The 16,694-nt window shown below is 66.3% G+C and carries 15 protein-coding genes; 4 read left to right on the forward strand and 11 right to left on the reverse strand.

From position 1 onward, the window contains the following. Positions 1-258: 258 nt before the first annotated feature. Positions 259-1,209, reverse strand: coding sequence for a LysR substrate-binding domain-containing protein (locus KAQ61_RS13515; protein WP_081770705.1), 951 nt, complete (start codon positions 1,207-1,209; stop codon positions 259-261). A 197-nt stretch (positions 1,210-1,406) separates the two neighbouring features. On the opposite strand from KAQ61_RS13515, the gene KAQ61_RS13520 reads away from it, so the two are divergent. Genes KAQ61_RS13520 through KAQ61_RS13530 form a run of 3 tightly spaced genes read left to right on the forward strand, consistent with a single transcriptional unit; the run spans position 1,407 to position 4,343 of the window. Beyond that, positions 1,407-1,952, forward strand: coding sequence for a TRAP transporter small permease (locus tag KAQ61_RS13520; protein ID WP_210929504.1), 546 nt, complete (start codon positions 1,407-1,409; stop codon positions 1,950-1,952). Beyond that, positions 1,949-3,247 (forward strand): TRAP transporter large permease, encoded by a 1,299-nt coding sequence (locus KAQ61_RS13525; protein WP_042418081.1) that lies wholly within the window; start codon positions 1,949-1,951, stop codon positions 3,245-3,247. Before KAQ61_RS13520 ends, KAQ61_RS13525 begins: the two co-directional genes overlap by 4 nt. A 55-nt stretch (positions 3,248-3,302) precedes the next feature. Continuing rightward, a complete protein-coding gene (locus tag KAQ61_RS13530) occupies positions 3,303-4,343 on the forward strand; it encodes a DctP family TRAP transporter solute-binding subunit (RefSeq protein WP_210929505.1) in 1,041 nt (346 codons plus the stop codon). Between the two features lie 128 nt (positions 4,344-4,471). Here KAQ61_RS13530 and KAQ61_RS13535 read toward each other — a convergent pair whose 3' ends face one another. The 5 genes from KAQ61_RS13535 to KAQ61_RS13555 all read right to left on the reverse strand — a co-directional run bounded on the left by KAQ61_RS13535 (position 4,472) and on the right by KAQ61_RS13555 (position 11,578). Continuing rightward, entirely contained in the window at positions 4,472-4,828 is a 357-nt protein-coding gene (locus tag KAQ61_RS13535; RefSeq protein ID WP_174435618.1) for a DUF1304 domain-containing protein, read from the reverse strand. Positions 4,829-5,099: 271 nt separating this feature from the next. Then, a complete protein-coding gene (locus tag KAQ61_RS13540) occupies positions 5,100-6,938 on the reverse strand; it encodes a Na/Pi cotransporter family protein (protein ID WP_210929506.1) in 1,839 nt (612 codons plus the stop codon). 127 nt (positions 6,939-7,065) lie between these two features. Beyond that, positions 7,066-8,007 (reverse strand): 2-hydroxyacid dehydrogenase, encoded by a 942-nt coding sequence (locus KAQ61_RS13545; protein ID WP_210929507.1) that lies wholly within the window; start codon positions 8,005-8,007, stop codon positions 7,066-7,068. 98 nt (positions 8,008-8,105) lie between these two features. Further along, positions 8,106-9,719 (reverse strand): PIN domain-containing protein, encoded by a 1,614-nt coding sequence (locus KAQ61_RS13550; RefSeq protein ID WP_210929508.1) that lies wholly within the window; start codon positions 9,717-9,719, stop codon positions 8,106-8,108. Positions 9,720-9,757: 38 nt separating this feature from the next. Then, on the reverse strand, positions 9,758-11,578 hold the full coding sequence (locus KAQ61_RS13555) for an ABCB family ABC transporter ATP-binding protein/permease (protein ID WP_210929509.1): 1,821 nt from the start codon (positions 11,576-11,578) through the stop codon (positions 9,758-9,760). A 42-nt stretch (positions 11,579-11,620) separates the two neighbouring features. Between KAQ61_RS13555 and KAQ61_RS13560 the strand changes: the two genes are divergently transcribed. Continuing rightward, positions 11,621-12,073 (forward strand): acyl-CoA thioesterase, encoded by a 453-nt coding sequence (locus tag KAQ61_RS13560; protein WP_043383025.1) that lies wholly within the window; start codon positions 11,621-11,623, stop codon positions 12,071-12,073. Positions 12,074-12,154: 81 nt separating this feature from the next. Here the strand turns inward: KAQ61_RS13560 and KAQ61_RS13565 are convergent, their stop codons facing one another. From KAQ61_RS13565 to KAQ61_RS13585, 5 genes are all read right to left on the reverse strand, one after another. Continuing rightward, on the reverse strand, positions 12,155-12,742 hold the full coding sequence (locus tag KAQ61_RS13565) for a bactofilin family protein (RefSeq protein ID WP_210929510.1): 588 nt from the start codon (positions 12,740-12,742) through the stop codon (positions 12,155-12,157). A gap of 196 nt (positions 12,743-12,938) precedes the next feature. Then, entirely contained in the window at positions 12,939-13,427 is a 489-nt protein-coding gene (locus KAQ61_RS13570) for a thioesterase family protein (protein ID WP_183302891.1), read from the reverse strand. A 506-nt stretch (positions 13,428-13,933) separates the two neighbouring features. Further along, positions 13,934-14,722: an enoyl-CoA hydratase gene (locus KAQ61_RS13575; RefSeq protein WP_210929511.1), complete on the reverse strand. Its 789-nt coding sequence runs from the start codon at positions 14,720-14,722 to the stop codon at positions 13,934-13,936. 86 nt (positions 14,723-14,808) lie between these two features. Further along, entirely contained in the window at positions 14,809-15,666 is an 858-nt protein-coding gene (locus KAQ61_RS13580) for an acyl-CoA thioesterase (protein WP_042418059.1), read from the reverse strand. Beyond that, entirely contained in the window at positions 15,644-16,690 is a 1,047-nt protein-coding gene (locus tag KAQ61_RS13585) for an alpha/beta hydrolase family protein (protein WP_210929512.1), read from the reverse strand. Before KAQ61_RS13585 ends, KAQ61_RS13580 begins: the two co-directional genes overlap by 23 nt. Positions 16,691-16,694 lie beyond the last annotated feature (4 nt).

The following is a 16,694-nucleotide window of genomic DNA, read 5'->3' on the forward strand; positions in this document are numbered from 1 at the left end:
CACAACTTGTCAGCTACGCGACAGACTTTTCCGCCACCCGGCATAGCCAAGCGGAATGACTTCCATCCTAAAAGGTATGCACCAATTTGAAGAAGAAGTTTGATGCGGAGAAACACCTAGAACAGGCAGTTTTCTTGCATCCAGACCGCGGACCAATGAAAAAAAGCGACGTTCCCGGCCTCGGGAAAGTCGCTTTTTTCTCGGGAGGCACTGCCGCAAATGCAAGCAATACCTGTGCCAATTCTTAGAGCGAAAACCTCACTGCGCCTTGGCTTTCTCCAGCCCTTCGGCCTGGGATTGCAGGAAGCTCCACAGGGCCTGGACCACGCTCTTGGCGCCGTCCTTGCCGGTGGGCTTTTCCCGGTAGGCCAGCACATCCATGGGCAGCTGGAACTTCTGCGACCCCTCGGGCACGGCACTGACCAGGCGGCCGGACTGCAGCTCGTTGCGCACCGCGCTGTACGGCAGGAAGGCCACGCCGTGGCCTTCGATGGCCATGGCCTTGAGGCCTTCGGCCATGTCGGTTTCGTAGACCCGCTCCAGGTGCACCGGCATGGATGCCTCCTTGAGCAGCAATTCAGTCAGGCGCCCCAGGTAGGCACCCGGGCCATAGGCCAGGAAAGGCAGGGGTTCGCTGGCATGGCCCGGCAGCATGAACAGGGGCTTGCCGTTGGCATCAGGCTTGGCATACGGCGCCAGCAACTCTTCACCCAGGCGCACCATTTCGTAGCGCGCCATGTCCAACTGGAAAGGCTGGGAGCTGTGGTGGTAGGCGATCAGCAGGTCACAGCCGCCTTCAACCAAACGCATCACCGCGTCGTGGACGTTGAGGGCGATCAGCCGGCTCTTGAAGGAGCCGAACTGCTCCTGCACCTGCGACACCCAGGCCGGAAAGAAGGTGAAGGCCAGGGTGTGCGGCACGGCAAAGCCGACCATGCCCTTGTCGCTGCTGGCATGGGCCCGCAGCATGGAGCGCGTGCTCTGCAGGGACTGCAGCATCTCCAGCGCCTGGTCGTACATGGTCTTGCCCGCCGACGTCAGACGCGTGGGGTAAGAGCTGCGATCCACCAGGTCGGTCCCGGCCCAGGCCTCCAGCGCCTGGATACGGCGCGAGAAAGCTGGCTGCGTGACGTGGCGCAACTGGGCAGAGCGGCTGAAGCTGCGCGTTTCAGCCAGACTGACAAAATCTTCAAGCCATTTGGTTTCCATGCCCCTGATTATCGCCTTGCCGTAGCCTGACACCCTAGGGCCACCCGCATAGCCAAGGGCTGCGAAAGTCTCAATAATGCGTTTCGAGTTCTCGCTGCCATCCGTGCTAGGGCTCAGCGTCCGGCTGTGCGTGCACAACACCGACAGGACCGGAATCGCACTAGCGTTTGCCTTGCTTTTGTTCACGATTCCGCGACATGTCCGAACCTTCCCACAGCCCGGCCCCACAGGCCGAAGGCCCCGAGCAGCCACGTGCCCTGCGCATTGAAGACTGGCTCACCGTCATCATCATGGCCTTGCTGGCCCTGATCACCTTCGCCAACGTCCTGGTGCGTTATTTCACCGACGCCTCGTTTGCCTGGACCGAGGAAATCTCCATCTTCCTGATGATCCTGCTGGCCATGGTGGCCGGCAGTGCCGCCGTCGCCCGCGACCAGCACATCCGCATCGAATTCCTGACCAGTCGCGGCACTTCTGCACGAAAACAGCTGCTAGCCCGCCTGGGGTCTGCGTCAGTAGCTCTGCTTTTTGCTTTGATTGCAGCGCTCAGCGCACGCGTCGTCTGGGACGACTGGCGCTATGAGGAAACCTCGCCCGGCATCGGTGTGCCGCAGTGGTGGTATTCCATGTGGCTGCCGATCTGCTCGCTGGCCATCACGGCGCGGGCCATCGGCCTGTTCCGGCGCCAGGGCCGCCTGGCGCAGTTCGAGGCAGTCGCCACCGAAGAGCAGGAGTCCGCATGATCGCTGCCCTGCTGTTCGTGGCCTTTCTGGTCCTGATGTTCCTGGGCGTGCCGATCGGCGCGGCCCTGGGCCTCGCGGGTGCGGCCTGCATTGCGCTGGCCAACCTGGATGTGCAATGGTTCGGCCTGCTGGCCGTGCCCCAGAACTTCTATGCCGGCCTGGGCAAGTACCCGCTGCTGGCCATCCCCATGTTCGTGCTGGTGGGGTCCATCTTTGACCGCTCCGGCGTGGCCGCACGGCTGGTGAACTTTGCGATTGCCATCGTCGGCCGCGGCCCCGGCATGCTGCCGCTGGTGGCGATTGCCGTGGCCATGTTCCTGGGCGGCATCTCGGGCTCCGGCCCGGCCAATGCCGCCGCCGTGGGCGGGGTGATGATTGCGGCCATGTACCGGGCCGGCTACCCCGGCAGCTTCTCGGCCAGCGTGGTCGGCGCCGCCGCCGCCACGGACATTCTGATTCCGCCCTCCGTGGCGTTCATCATCTACTCGGTGCTGGTGCCCGGCGCCTCGGTGCCGGCGCTGTTTGCGGCCGGCATGATCCCCGGCATCCTGGCCGGCCTGGCCCTGGTGGTACCCGCCGTGTGGATGGCGCGCCGCCACAAGATGGGCCACCTCGAAGCCGATCTGCCGCGCCCCGCGCTGTGGCAAAGCTTCAAGGAGGCCATCTGGGGCCTGGCGGCCCCGGTGCTGATCCTGGGCGGCATGCGCGCCGGCTGGTTCACCCCCACCGAGGCGGCCGTGGTTGCCGTGTTCTACGGCCTGTTCGTGGGCATGTGCATCCACCGCACCATCGGCGTGCGCGACCTGTTCCCCATCCTGCGCGAGGCGGGTGAGCTGTCGGCCGTGATCCTGCTGGTGGTGTCGCTGGCGGGCATCTTCGCCTTCTCGCTGTCCACGCTGGGCGTGATCGATCCGGTGGCCAAGGCCATCGTGCAGTCGGGCCTGGGCGAGTACGGCGTGCTGATGCTGCTGATCCTGCTGCTGATCACCGTGGGCATGTTCCTGGACGGCATCTCCATCTTCCTGATCTTCGTGCCGCTGCTGCTGCCCATCATGCAGCACTACGGCTGGGACCCCGTGTGGTTCGGTGTGATCCTGACGCTGAAGGTGGCGCTGGGCCAGTTCACGCCGCCGCTGGCCGTGAACCTGATGGTGTCCTGCCGCATCGCCGGCGTGCCCATGGAATCCACCGTGCGCTGGGTCATTCCGATGCTGATCGCCATGTTCCTGGTCATGCTGCTAGTGATTGCCTTCCCGCAGCTGGCGCTGTGGCTGCCGGCCCGACTGGGCTACTGAGCCCCCTGCTTTCCCCCGAGTGCTTGCAAAAACCCAACCCAAGAGGAGACAACCCATGCAACTGCGTACCTTTCTGACGGCCTCGGCCGCTGCCGCCACCCTGCTGGCCCTGGGCCTGCCTGCGCACGCCCAGGCGCCCGCCAACTACAAGAGCGAGTACCGCCTGTCCGTGGTGCTGGGCACGGCCTTCCCCTGGGGCAAGGGCGCGGAAATCTGGGCCGACAAGGTGCGCGAGCGCACCCAGGGCCGCATCAACATCAAGCTCTACCCCGGCACCTCCCTGGTCCAGGGCGACCAGACGCGTGAATTCAGCGCCATCCGCCAGGGCGTAATCGACATGGCCGTGGGCTCCACCATCAACTGGTCGCCCCAGGTCAAGGCGCTGAACCTGTTCTCGCTGCCCTTCCTGTTCCCCGACTATGCGGCCGTCGATGCCGTGGTCCAGGGCCAGGTCGGCCAGGAAATTTTCAGGACCATCGACAAAGCCGGCGTACTGCCCCTGGCCTGGGGCGAGAACGGCTACCGCGAGATCTCCAACTCCAAGAAGGCCATCAGCAAGCCCGAAGACCTCAAGGGCATGAAGATCCGTGTGGTCGGCTCGCCGCTGTTCCTGGACACCTTCACCGCACTGGGCGCCAACCCCACGCAGATGAGCTGGGCCGACGCCCAGCCCGCCATGGCCAGCGGCGCCGTGGACGGCCAGGAAAACCCCGTGTCCGTGTACATGGCGGCCAAGCTGAGCACCGTGGGCCAGAAGCACATGACGCTGTGGGGCTACATGAACGACCCGCTGATCTACGTGGTGAACAAGGACGTGTGGGCCAGCTGGACCACGGCCGACCAAGCCATCGTCAAGCAGGCCGCGCTGGATGCCGCCAAGGAGCAGATCGCCATCTCCCGCAAGGGCATGAGCGAGGCCGACAAGCCCCTGGTCAAGGAGCTGACCGCCCAGGGCGTGACCGTGACCGACCTGAACCCCGCGCAGCGCAAGGTGTTTGCCGACGCCACCAAGAGCGTCTACACCAAGTGGAAGCCGCAGATCGGCACCAACCTGGTGGACATGGCCGAAAAGGCAATTGCTGCACGCAAGCAGTGATGCATTCCGGGGCCTGACCGGCCCCGCTTGCACGGCGCAGCCCCCCGCCCGGTCTGCGCCGTTTTTTTATGCCTGCCCCGCCCGCACCTGTGTCCGCAGGGGCGGCGCAGGCCGGTGCACGCGCCGGCTCACGCCGCCAGCACGGCGGCCAGGGCCAGGGCGGCCGGCACGGTCTGGATGAACAAGATCTTTTTGGACGCCGTCATCGCGCCATAGACCCCGGCGACCATGACGCAGACCAGAAAGAAGACCTGGAAGGCCAGCCCTTCGGCGCCCATGCACAGGCCCGTGATCAGCCCCGCGGCCAGGAAGCCGTTGTACAGCCCCTGGTTGGCCGCCAGCACCTTGGTCTGCTGGGCCTGCTCCTGCGTCATGCCGAATGCCCGGCGGCCCTGGGGCTTGGTCCACAGAAACATCTCCAGCACGAGGATGTAGAGGTGCAAGATCGCCACCGCGGCGACAAGAAAACTGGCCAGCCATTGCATGTGTGAGGCTCCCGATGTGTGTAGTGATGGTGGAGGCCCCAGGGCCGCGCCCCGCAGGGGCGCCCATGGGGCAACGGGCGCCGGGGTCCGCCATCTTAGGGGCGGCGCCTGCGCAGCACCAGCCGGGTTGCCACGAAGCACGCGGCCCGCGCACCGCGCCATCGGGACTGGCGACCGCCACCACAGAACCCTGCAAAACCTGGAAATTGCAGAAAAATATAGCTACCTGCGCAGGATGGACCTGGGCCAACGGCCTTTTGGATGCCCATCCTCAGGCCGCCTGGATCAGCGGTGCTTCCCCCATCAGCAACTGCTGCTGGCGCGCCGCTTCATGGCCTTCGCCCAGCAGCAGCACATGGCGCAAGCCCTGGATGATGCTGTGCGAAAAGCCCAGGTCGTTCATCAGCGAGCTGACCGTCAGGCTGTCCAGCAGCCCGCCGCGGATGGCCGCGAACAGGTGCTTGCGGAACTGGGCGTCGAAGGCAGCGATGCGCTCGTCCATGGCCTGCAACTGCGCCGCCCATTCGGGCTCGGGCATGTCGGAGACGCTGAGCATGCGCATGTCCCGCAGCGTCTGCAGCATGTGCAGGCGCAGCTCCAGGTAGCTGCTGCGGGCCGGGGCATCGTCAGGCCCCTGCAGGTAGTGGTGCATGTTGCGCTGCAGGCGGTGGGCGTCCTTGACGGCTTCCACCAGCTGGAAGGCCGCAACCTGGCTGTTGTGCCAGTAGTCCTGCTGCGCGCCATCCATGGGTACGACCATGCTGCCCATGAATTCCAGCAAATCGGCGTACACCCCCTTGATGTGGGTCTTGTAGAGCAGGTCGGCATTGATGGCCTGCTGCTGCAGGCGCAGGCGCAGCTCGGGATCCTCGCGCTCCAGCGGTGCCTGCAGGCTTTGCACCGGCGCGTACAGCGCGTGGGCCACCACTTCCAGCCCCAGGCGGCCCATGTGCTGCAGCTCCTTGGACACCGCGCTGCAGGCACTCTCGACCGACTGCAGCGCGGCAGGCTGCAGGTAGCGGGCGCGCGTGGTCTGCGCCACCTGCTCGGTGTGCGTGGCAATCAGCACCTCGGGCTCCTGCAGGTCCGGCAGCCAGCGCTCCAGGGCCCGCGCCAGCTGGCGCTGCAGGGGCCAGAACACCAGCACCCCCATGACGTTGAACAGGGTGTGGAACATGGCCAGCTGGATCAGCGGGTTGTCGCCCAGGCCCACAGCCGCCGCCGTCTGCTGCACCCCCCAGGTCATGGGCGCCAGCAACAGAAAGGCGATCACCGCCGTGGTGCAGTTGAACACCACGTGCGCCACGGCCAAGCGCTGGCCGGGGCGCGCGCTGCCGATCATGCCCATGACGGCCGTGGACACGGCCGAGCCGACGTTGGAGCCAATCGCGATCGCCAGGGCCTGGGGCAGCTCCAGCTGCTGGTTGGCCAGGGCGGCCAGGGTCAGCATCAGGGTCGCGTGGCTGGACTGCAGCACCACCGTGATCAGCGTGCCCACCCCGACGAACAGCAGCGCGCCACGCACGCCTTCGGCGCTGTAGCGGTTCAGCTGCAGATCCCCGAAGCTGGAGAAGCCCTGCTTGATCTCGTCAATCCCCAGGAAGATCAGCGAAATGCCCAGCAGGAAGCGGCCGATGGCCTTGCCCTTGTCGCCGGCAAAGCCCAGCAGCACGCCGAACACCAGCAGGGGCATGGCCAGAGGCGCCATGCTCAGGTTCTGCCCCGCCATGGCCAGCAGCCAGATGCCGCTGGTGGCCCCCAGGTTGGCGCCGAACAGCACGGCGATGCTGCCCGCCAGCGTGATCAGCCCGGCACTGAGGAAGGCGATCGTCAGCAGCGACACCAGGGTGCTGGACTGCAGCACAAAGGTGGCGGCGGTGCCGAACAGCAGCCCCTTGAACGGCGTGGCCGTGCTTTGCGACAGCCAGCCTTCCAGCTTGCCCCCGGCCAGGCTTTTGAGGCCCTGCTCCAGGTTCTGCATGCCGAACAGGAACAGGGCCAGGCCCGCGCACAGCACCAGCCAGCCGTGGCTGAACCAGAACGACCAGGCCAGCGCCGCAAAAGCCAGGACGATCAGCGAATGTTTGGAATAAGCGGGAGGACTGAGCACATCACACCTTGGGCAGTCGTTGGGAGGGGTGGTACCGCCCCGGAAACCGCCGGGCGCCCCGGCAGGCCCGGGCCCCGCACAGGCGGGCGGTGGCGGCCAACTGCGCAGTGTAGGTGGGCGCAGGGGCTTACACCGGCGTCACCAGCGGTTGGCCGGCGAAATGACGGCGCGCATTGTCCAGGAACAAATCCACCGTGGCCTGCACCGCCTCGGGCGACCAGCCCGCCACGTGCGGGGTCAGCACCACGTTGTCCAGGTCCAGCAACTCGGCGGGCGGCAGCGGCTCGCTTTCATACACATCCAGGCCGGCACCGGCCAGCGCCCCGGTGCGCAGGGCCTGCGCCAGGGCCGCGGTATCCACCACCGAGCCACGCGCAATGTTCACCACATAGCCCTGCGGCCCCAGCGCCGCGATCACCGGCGCATCGACCAGGTGCCGGGTTCCGGCGCCGCCCGGGGTGGCCACCAGCAGCACATCGGCCCACTGCGCCAGCGCCAGCACGCTGTCGAAATAGGTGAAGTCAACGCCGTCCTTGGGGCGGCGGTTGTGGTAGCCCACGGGCATGTCGAAGGCCTGCGCGCGCCGTGCAATCTTCTGGCCGATGGTGCCCAGGCCCAGAATGCCCAGGCGCTTGCCGGAGACGTTGGGCGGCAGCGGGATGTCGTTGCGCCACACGCCCTGCCGTGTCAGTCGGTCCAGCCGCACCAGGCCACGCACGGCGGCAATCACCAGCCCGAAGGCGTGGTCGGCCACGCACTGGTCGTTGGTGCCGGCACCGTTGCTCACGGCGATGCCGTGGGCCCGGGCATACGCCACATCGATGTTTTCATAGCCTGCCCCCAGGGCACCCACCCAGCGCAGCTGGGGCATGGCCTGCATCTGCGCCGCGCTCAGGCCGATGGCGCCCACAGTCAGCACCGCCTGCACCCGGGGCCCGTGGGCGGTCAGCGCCTCGGCGCAGCGCGTGCTATCGGGGGCATACAGCACTTCGAAATGCGCACCCAATTGGTCACGGTGCGCCTCCGACAACACATGCAATATCAATAAAAGGGGCTTAGAGTTAGGCATAACAAGCACTTCAAGCTATCAAAAAGTATAAGAATTCTGCCGCATCTGCGCCCGGATGCAGCCCCGGATCTGGGCAGTGCACTCTGCTTGAATAGGCATCACCCCATAGCCGTTGGCTGTGGTGGCACAGGCTGCACGCGCTCCGACGAGGCTGGCTGCTTTTTTGAACTGCCGGCGTTGGAAGACGCAGTTTGGGGCTGGAAGGCACGACCACCGTGCGGGTAACTCAGCGGCGCATTTTTGGCCATTTTGACCACTTGCTGGGCTTGCAACACGGCACACACCTGCTGGGGCGTCACCATGTGCGCCACGGTGGCAGGAATGTGCGCTTGAATCATTTGCAGCAGTGCTTTGCTGCTCGTGGGTCGGGTGTGCGCTGAGCGACGCAGGGCAATACCGACTTTCAGCGCCACCTGCACCACGCTCTTTTTCACGGCCGCCTTGGTGGCTGAAGGCGTCGGCCGGGGTGCCAGGGCTGGTGCCTTGCGGCGGCCTGAGGCCGAAGCTGCTTTGGTGATCTGGGTGGTCAGGGGACTTTGCGTCTGGTGCTGGACGGGAAATGCAATGGCTGCCTGGGCAGGGGGCACCGCCGCGCGACTTGGACAGTGGTATTGCAGGTTTCCCGTCAGGGCATCGCATGCAACCGTGCCGCGAATTTGCAGCAGACGGCAAGCCATGCGGGCAATGTCGGGCTTCAACCCGGCAGCAGGTTCATGGATCAGACGGGCAGTCCACAGTTCCAAGCCCGACAGATGCATGGGACGCTGATCCACGGGCAAAGCAATGAGTGCCTCCCGCGCCCTGGCAGCAATCAGGGCTGCCGATGGTGGATCAGGAAGTTGGTGCGGGGCGGGAGGCGCTGCCTTCGCAAGGGTTTGCCCCGCATGCGGTGTCGCACGCTGCGCAGTGGTGGCATTACGCAGCACGCGATTGGCTTTGGATTTGGCCTGCACTGGTGCTGGTGCTGGTGCTGGTGCTGGTGCTGGTGCTGGTGCTGGTAAAGGATCGACCATCGCCGGCTTGGTGCAGGCGGTCAACTGCGCTTTGAACTCCAGGGTACGGGCATGGGCCAGCATGGGTTCATAGCCCTTGTCGTTGGACACCACCACAAACTGCGCTTCTGGCTGGCGTGCCATGAGGTAGCCCGCGTAATAGCTCAGCTGAAAATCCAGCGCATTCTTACCCTGGCCGGTGCGCTCCACCAGCGTGATGTGGTCCGCACCATACCGTGCGTGGAACGCATCGAGCTTCGCAGGTTTGGGCACCACCCCCGGGCTGTGGAACAGCCACACATCCGTACACGCAGGCACCAGGGCTTGCAGGGCATCTGCATCAGGCTGCACGTTTTCCCAATCCAACAGCGCATGGACTTTGGGCTGTGCTGCCTGTGCCTGCTGCAGCTTGGTAGGGTGCTTCGCGGCGTTTTTGCGCAGCTTCTGTTGCACCGCCTGCTCCAGATCGATGTTCGTCTTGTCGGCAATTTGCAGCAGGTACAAGAAAACATCTGCGATTTCATCGGCCACCTTGGTTTTGTCGCCCGCATCGCGCGTCAAGGTGTGTGACTGCTCAGTGGTCAGCCACTGAAACAGCTCCAGCAATTCGGCAGCTTCCACCATCAAGGCCATGGCCAGATTTTTGGGCGAATGAAAAGACTGCCAATCGCGCGCGGCGGCGAAGTCTCTCAATTGCTGCTGCAAACCCTGAATATCCATGCGCCTCCCCTCTGGCTTTGCCTGCTGACACGGTCTGATTACTCGGCGTTGTCTCCGGTATTTTGCAGCGCCCACATCTGGGCATAGCGCCCCCCTTGGGCCAGCAAAGCCGCATGCGTGCCGCGCTCGACGATGCGGCCCGCGTCCATCACCAGGATCTCGTGGGCATCGACCACCGTGGACAGGCGGTGCGCGATCACCAGCGTGGTCTTGCCCTGGGCGGCACTGGCCAACTCCTGCTGGATGGCGCGCTCGGTGTGGCTGTCCAGGGCGGAAGTGGCCTCGTCAAAGATCAGGATGGGCGGGTTCTTCAGCAGGGTGCGTGCAATCGCCACGCGCTGCTTTTCGCCGCCCGACAGCTTCAGGCCACGCTCGCCCACCTTGGTGGCATAGCCCTGCGGGGTGGATTGGATGAAGTCGTGGATGCGCGCGGCCCGGGCGGCGGCCTCCACCTCGGCCTGCGTGGCGCCGGGGCGGCCATAGGCGATGTTGTAGGCCACCGTGTCGTTGAACAGCACCGTGTCCTGCGGCACGATACCGATGGCGCGGCGCACGCTGTCCTGGGTGACCTGGCGGATGTCCTGGCCGGCGATGGTGATGCGGCCCGCCTGCACGTCATAGAAGCGGTACAGCAGCCGCGCCAGGGTGCTCTTGCCCGCGCCCGAAGCCCCCACCACGGCCACCGTGCGCCCGGCGGGCACGGTGAAGCTCACGCCCTGCAGGATGGGCCGTGCCGGGTCGTAGGCAAACTGCACGTCGTCAAAGCGCAGCTCGGGCTGGCCCTGCAATTGCAGGGGCACCGCACCCGGCGCATCGGCCACCTCGCGGGCCTGGTCCATCAGCACGAACATGCGCGACAGGTCCGCTAGGCTCTGCTTGATCTCGCGGTACAGCGTGCCCAGGAAGTTCAGCGGGATGTACAGCTGGATCATGAAGGCGTTGACCATGACGAAGTCGCCCAGCGTCATCTCGCCGGCCACTACGCCCTGCGTGGCGCGCCACAGCATGGCCACCAGGGCCGTGGCGATGATGAGCTGCTGCCCGCCGTTGAGCAGGCTCAGCGAGCGCTGGCTCTTGAGGCGCACACGCCGCAGCTCCTGCAGGTTCTCGTCGTAGCGGCGGGCCTCGAAGTCCTCGTTGTTGAAGTATTTGACGGTCTCGTAGTTCAGCAGCGCATCCACGGCCTTGGTGTGCGCGGCCGAGTCCTGCACATTCGCTGCGCGGCGGAACTGGGTGCGCCACTCCGTCAGCTTGACGGTGAAGGTGATGTAGGTGAGCAGCGCCACGGCCGTGATGGCGGCAAAGCCCCAGTCAAAGGTGAACGCCAGAATGCCCAGCACCAGCAGCATTTCGATCAGCGTGGGCAGGATGCTGTAGAGCGAGTACGAGACCAGCGATTCGGTGCTGCGCACGCCGCGCTCGATGTCGCGCGTCATGCCGCCGGTCTGGCGCTCCAGGTGAAAGCGCAGGCTCAGGGCATGCAGGTGGCGGAAGGTGGCCAGGGCGATGGAACGCGCCGCGCCCTGCGTGGCCTTGGCGAACACCAAGTCGCGCAGCTCGGTGAACAGCGAGGTGGAAAAGCGCAGCGCGCCGTAGGCCAGCAGCAGGCCCGCCGGCACCACCAGCAGCGCGCTGGCATCGCCAGGGCGCACGCCCAGGGCATCGACCAGCTGCTTGAGCAGCAGCGGCACGCCGACGTTCGCCAGCTTGGCGCCCACCATGAACAGCAGCGCGGCCAGCACGCGCCATTTGTACTGCCACAGGTAGGGCAGCAAACGGCGCAGGGCGGACCATTCGGCGGCATTAGCCACGTTGGAAGCTGAGGGTTGTGGGGAGGCTGTTTCACCGCTGCGACGCATGGGGGACAATTCCGGGTTGTTTTTGTTCCCGGATTGTCTCCCATGCCCCGTTCCCCAGACTTACCCAGCGTTGCACTGCCCACGGACAAAGAGTTGGTGCTCAAGGTCGTTCCCATGCCCGGGGACTGCAATGCCAACGGGGACATCTTCGGTGGCTGGGTCATGTCGCAGGTCGACCTGGCCGGCTGCGTGCTGGCCATGCGCCTGGCCGGCGGCAACCGCATGGCCACCGTGGCCGTGAAGGAATTCATCTTCAAGCAGCCCGTGCGCGTGGGCGACGTGCTCTCGTTCTACTCCTGCGTCACGCGCGTGGGCCGCACCTCGGTGACGGTGGATGTCGAGGTGTTTGCCGAACGCATGACCCACCAGGGCGAGTACGTGAAGGTGACCGAAGCCGTGTTGACCTACGTGGCCATCGACGCGCACGGCAACTCGCGCCCGCTGGACCTGCCCGCGGCCGATCCCGCGCCCGCCAGCCTGGTGCCCCAGGGCTGACCCACCACCACCCGGCAAAAAAGCCCGGTACGTGACCGCACCGGGCTTTGTGCATGGGGCTGGCATGGCCCCAGGCGCCGCTCAGGCGACGGCGATCTGCGCGGCCGGCTTGGCGGCCGGTGCGCTGACGGGTGCACGCTCGGTGCGGCTGCCCACGCCCACCTCGACCTCACCGGCCAGTTGGCCACCCTCTTCGACCACCAGCTTGCCGTAGCGGATCTTGCCGCTGACCTTGCCGGTGCTGTGGATCACCAGCTTCTGGCGCACGGTCAGGGCGCCGGTGAATTCGCCATGGATCTCGGCGATGTCGATCTCGGCCGAACCGTGGAAAGCCCCCTGCTGCGCGATGTGAATGACGCGCGAGTCCATGGTCGCCTCCACCGTGCCTTCCACCACCAGCGTGTCGCAGTCCGTGATCTCGACCCCCTTGAGCTTGATGTTGGGGCCCACGGTCAGCTTGCTGCCGCCCTGCTCGGCCACGGGGCTGTCCGTGGTGGCGGGTGCGGCGCTGACCTCGGGGGCCACGGCACGGGGCTGCTGCGGCTCGGCCACCGGGGTGTGGCTGTTCAGGCCGTTGCCGGGGGTGCTGTTCAAGCCGCCGACCGTGCCAGGGCGGGTCGCAAAGTTCTGTGTGTCGCGCTTGGTGAAAAAGGGGTTGTTCACGGCCATGCATCCTCCTGATAGAAAGCCATGAGCTTAGAAAGCACCGCGCGCCACACCATCCCTCGTTTCGCAACATGCGTAAGCAAAGACTACGACCGTGGCGTCTGCTTACGGCTGTTGCCTGCGCACACACCCCTGGGCCATGCTGGCGCGTTCATGCCTGCGCAGGCCGACAGCGCAGCGGGGCGTGCTATGAAAAAAATCAGGAAACGATGTAGGCGGCCATGCCCGCCGACAGCAGCGCGCCATCGGCGCCCAAAAATTCCATGCGCGTCGTGCCCACGCGCGAGCCCAGGCGCAGCACCTCGGCCCGCAGCGTGAAGCGCTCGCCGATGCCGGGGCGCAGGTAGTCCACGCGCAGGTCGATGGTGCCGATCTTGGCAAAGCGCTGCATGCGCTGCAGCACCGGCTCATCCATGTGCTTGGCGGCCAGGGCCACCATCAGGGCGATGCCGCCCATGGCATCCAGCCCGGCACTGATTGCGCCGCCGTGGATGCGGTTGTAGGCAAAGTGCCCCACCAGCTGCGGCCGCATGTCGATGTGCGCCGTGACCTCGGTCGGGGTGATGTGGTCCAGCTTCAGGCCCAGCACCTGGTTGAAGCAGATCAGCTCCTCGGACAGCTGCTTGATGGCCGCGATGAACTCCGGCTCGAACGTCACGGGCGCGGCTTCGGTTTTTTTGGCATGCATGGCAACACTTCAAAAAGAAGAGCTGGTTGCGCACGATAAAAAAGGATTTCAGATAGAAAACATGCTGAAACCCTTGAAATACGTGCGCAGCAAGCTCATGAAACAGGATTCCCCACGCTCACCCACCGTGCGGCCTGCCACGGTGTCTGCGCCGGTTGCGGCACGGTGTGACGGCGGACGGGGATTGGGGCTGCCCCCGCGCTACCGCCCCACCGCCCGGCCTGTGCCCGCGGCGCTGGCAAGCGCCGGCCTCGGTTGCAGGCCTGGCGTGCGCTTCACGCGGCAACGTGTGCCGGCTGCGGCCCTGGTCGCACTCCCACGGACCGCCCCACTTCAGCGCGGGCCGACATCAGGCTAGCGTTTTTGGGGAGGAACGCCACCTGTGACGAACCCAAGCCGGGACCCGCCAGGCCACGGTTTCCACACGGCCTGCAATCCGCGTGTCTCTTGGGGTGAAAACGCTCACTGGCCGCGCAGAGCGCGCCGCTCACGCGGCACGACCGGCTTCAGCATTGGCTGAAATCGGGTTTGCGCTTTTCCATGAACGCGGTGAAGGCTTCGCGGGCCGCGGGTTCGGTCAGCATGCGGCCAAAGCTCTGGCCTTCCTCGGCCATCTGGGCCTTGATCTCGGCACGCTGGCCGGCCTTCATCAGGCGCTTGGTCACCATCAGCGCCGACAGCGGCTTGGCCGCTAGCTTGGCCGCCTGGGCCTGGGCCACGCCGTTGACTTCGGTGGGCGGCACCACGCGGTTGACCAGGCCGGCTTCCAGGGCCGCTTCGGCCATGAAGGGCTCGCCCAGCAGCAGCGCTTCGGCCGCGCGCTGGTAGCCCATCAGGCGGGGCAGCAGCAGGCTGGAGGCGGCTTCGGGACACAGGCCCAGGTTCACGAAGGGCATGGAGAAGGCCGCGTTGTCGCCCGCATAGACCAGGTCGCAGTGCAGCAGCATGGTGGTGCCGATGCCCACGGCGGGGCCGGCCACGGCCGCGATCAGCGGCTTGGGGAAGTCGGCCAGCGCGTGCAGGAACTGGAACACCGGGCTTTGCTCGGGCAGGCCCTGGCCGCCCTGGCGCGCCAGGAAGTCGCCGATGTCGTTGCCGGCGCTGAACACGGTGGCGTCACCCTGGAGCACGACCACGCGCACGGCCTCGTCGGTGGCGGCGCTGGTCAGCGCCTCGGCCATGCGGCTGTACATGGCCTGGGTGATGGAGTTCTTCTTGTCGACGCGGTTGAGCGTGATGGTGCGCACACCGGCTTCGGTGTGCACCAGGATGTCGGGGGAGGCGGTCGTGGTCATGAAATTTCCTGCAAAAAACCAAGCAGCACCAGGCCAGGCTGCGCCCCACCCGCGGTCTTGCGGGCCGGTGGCGCAACCGGCGCCAGTCACTCCTTGTAGTAAACGATTTGGTGGCTGGTGGCCAGCAGCACGCCCTCGCTGTCCCACAGCTGGGCGGTCTGGTCAAAGAAGCCGTTGCGAAAGGCCTGGGCGCTGGCCTGCGCCAGCAGGTGCTTGTCGCCCTGGCGTGCCAGTTGTGCGGCATCGGCGTGGAAATAGATGGTCATCCCCACGGTGCCGGCCGGCACCCGGCGCGCACGGCGCAGCCAGACGCGAGGATAGAACACATCGCACAGCGCCGACAGCGCCACGAAGTCCAGCGGGCGCGGTGGATCGTCGCGCACCCACAGCTGGGACAGACTTTCATGGCCACTGTCATCCCAGGTCTTGGGGATCGCGCCCTGCACCACGCGCATGTCGTAGCGCTGCAGCCATTCCATGGCACCGCGCGTGTCGAAGCGTTCGCAACGCATCGGGTCCGGCATGGCGGGGCGCGGCAGGTCGTCCACGCTGAAGGTGTCGCGGCGCACGGCCGTGATCACCGTGGCCGTGGTGCTGACCACGAAGGCCCCTTGCGCATCGCGCTGGCCCATCGACACAGTCCAGTGCTGGGTCGAGCGGTTGGTGCGCACGGGCACGGCCTCAATGCGGACATCGCCCGCCTCCACCGGCCCGGCAAAATTCACGGTGATGGACAGCGGGTCGCCCAGCCGTTCGGGGTGCTGCAGCACGGCCTGCAGCATCTGTGCGACGGTGATGCCGCCATACGGCCCCACCATGTTCCAGTACGCAGCCGGTGCCACACCGCGCGCGCTGCCGTCGTGTTCGGGAATCAGTCTGAGGGCCATATCCAGAGGGTGGACGCCGGGTGTGGCGCCCGGCTCAGGGGCTTGCGGGGTGTTCATAGCATGCGGTCTCCGAGAAAAGCTCACCTTGTCCGGGCTGTGGCGAGCCCGCACCAGGGTCCATCTTAGTGACTGTAGAGCGCCGCTCCGGATATGGCTGACCCCTAGGCGTCATGGCCTGCGCACGGTCGCGCCAGCGCTCCAGCACCGCCAGGGCGCGCGGCCACAGCGGGCCCTCCATCTCGGCACGGAAAAAACCGAAATGCCCGATGCGCCCGGCCGGCACATGCACGGCATGCAGGCGCTCCACGCGCGACGGGCAATGGCGGTACCAGCTGACCAGGGAGGTGGTCGAGCGCCAGGACATCATCTCGTCGTCGTCAATCGAAAAGGCATGCAGCGGATAGCGCGCCGCGGCATAGGCCGTGCGCAGCGGTTCGCCCACCACCCCGATGCCATAGTTGGGATGCAGGCACCACTGGCGCCACTGCCACAGTACACCGGCGGGCAGATCCCCCACCAGGCCCCAGCGCCGCCCCGGCAGGCAGCCATGCAGTGCCGTGAGCAGCGGTGCAATGCCATACCACCACAGCAAGACCTTGCGCCGCGTGGGCGGTGCGTTGTCACGCCAGTAGCCGCTGCCGCTGGCCACGCACAGCATGCCGTCGATGGGCAGGGGCTGCGCGCTCATGCCCGGCAACTGGGCGCCCACGCTGTGCCCCACCCACAGCACCGGCAGGCCGGGGGCCTGGGCGCGCACATGCTGGGCCACGGCGGCGCAGTCGGCCGTCCAGTCGCGCAAATCGGCGCGGACCTGGCGCAAGGGGCCATGCAGGGACTCGGCATGCCCTCGGTAGTCGAAGGTGGTGACGGCATAGCCATGGGCCGCCAGCCACTGCGCAAACGCAGCGTAAAAACGCTGCGGCACGCCAATCGCAGCCGCAATCACCACCTGGGCACAGACCGCCTGGCTGACAGGCTGACACTGGCGCAGGGCCAACGGCCCTGCGGTGCCCGGCACCTCAAGCGTGCCGGCCTGCCAGCGCACCTCCACGCCCGAGTTGGCTGCGCGCGCCTGCGTCATGGGT

It is taken from the genome of Comamonas aquatica (assembly GCF_018064205.1).
GTDB classification, from domain to species: Bacteria; Pseudomonadota; Gammaproteobacteria; order Burkholderiales; family Burkholderiaceae_C; genus Comamonas; species Comamonas aquatica.

Coding starts and splice junctions, on each gene's coding strand:
- KAQ61_RS13570 (WP_183302891.1), bottom strand. CDS start 13,427: ATGCATGCCAAAAAAACCGAAGCCGCGCCCGTGACGTTCGAGCCGGAG.
- KAQ61_RS13550 (WP_210929508.1), bottom strand. CDS start 9,719: ATGGATATTCAGGGTTTGCAGCAGCAATTGAGAGACTTCGCCGCCGCG.
- KAQ61_RS13555 (WP_210929509.1), bottom strand. CDS start 11,578: ATGCGTCGCAGCGGTGAAACAGCCTCCCCACAACCCTCAGCTTCCAAC.
- KAQ61_RS13575 (WP_210929511.1), bottom strand. CDS start 14,722: ATGACCACGACCGCCTCCCCCGACATCCTGGTGCACACCGAAGCCGGT.
- KAQ61_RS13525 (WP_042418081.1), top strand. CDS start 1,949: ATGATCGCTGCCCTGCTGTTCGTGGCCTTTCTGGTCCTGATGTTCCTG.
- KAQ61_RS13565 (WP_210929510.1), bottom strand. CDS start 12,742: ATGGCCGTGAACAACCCCTTTTTCACCAAGCGCGACACACAGAACTTT.
- KAQ61_RS13530 (WP_210929505.1), top strand. CDS start 3,303: ATGCAACTGCGTACCTTTCTGACGGCCTCGGCCGCTGCCGCCACCCTG.
- KAQ61_RS13560 (WP_043383025.1), top strand. CDS start 11,621: ATGCCCCGTTCCCCAGACTTACCCAGCGTTGCACTGCCCACGGACAAA.
- KAQ61_RS13520 (WP_210929504.1), top strand. CDS start 1,407: ATGTCCGAACCTTCCCACAGCCCGGCCCCACAGGCCGAAGGCCCCGAG.
- KAQ61_RS13580 (WP_042418059.1), bottom strand. CDS start 15,666: ATGAACACCCCGCAAGCCCCTGAGCCGGGCGCCACACCCGGCGTCCAC.
- KAQ61_RS13545 (WP_210929507.1), bottom strand. CDS start 8,007: ATGCCTAACTCTAAGCCCCTTTTATTGATATTGCATGTGTTGTCGGAG.
- KAQ61_RS13585 (WP_210929512.1), bottom strand. CDS start 16,690: ATGACGCAGGCGCGCGCAGCCAACTCGGGCGTGGAGGTGCGCTGGCAG.
- KAQ61_RS13535 (WP_174435618.1), bottom strand. CDS start 4,828: ATGCAATGGCTGGCCAGTTTTCTTGTCGCCGCGGTGGCGATCTTGCAC.
- KAQ61_RS13515 (WP_081770705.1), bottom strand. CDS start 1,209: ATGGAAACCAAATGGCTTGAAGATTTTGTCAGTCTGGCTGAAACGCGC.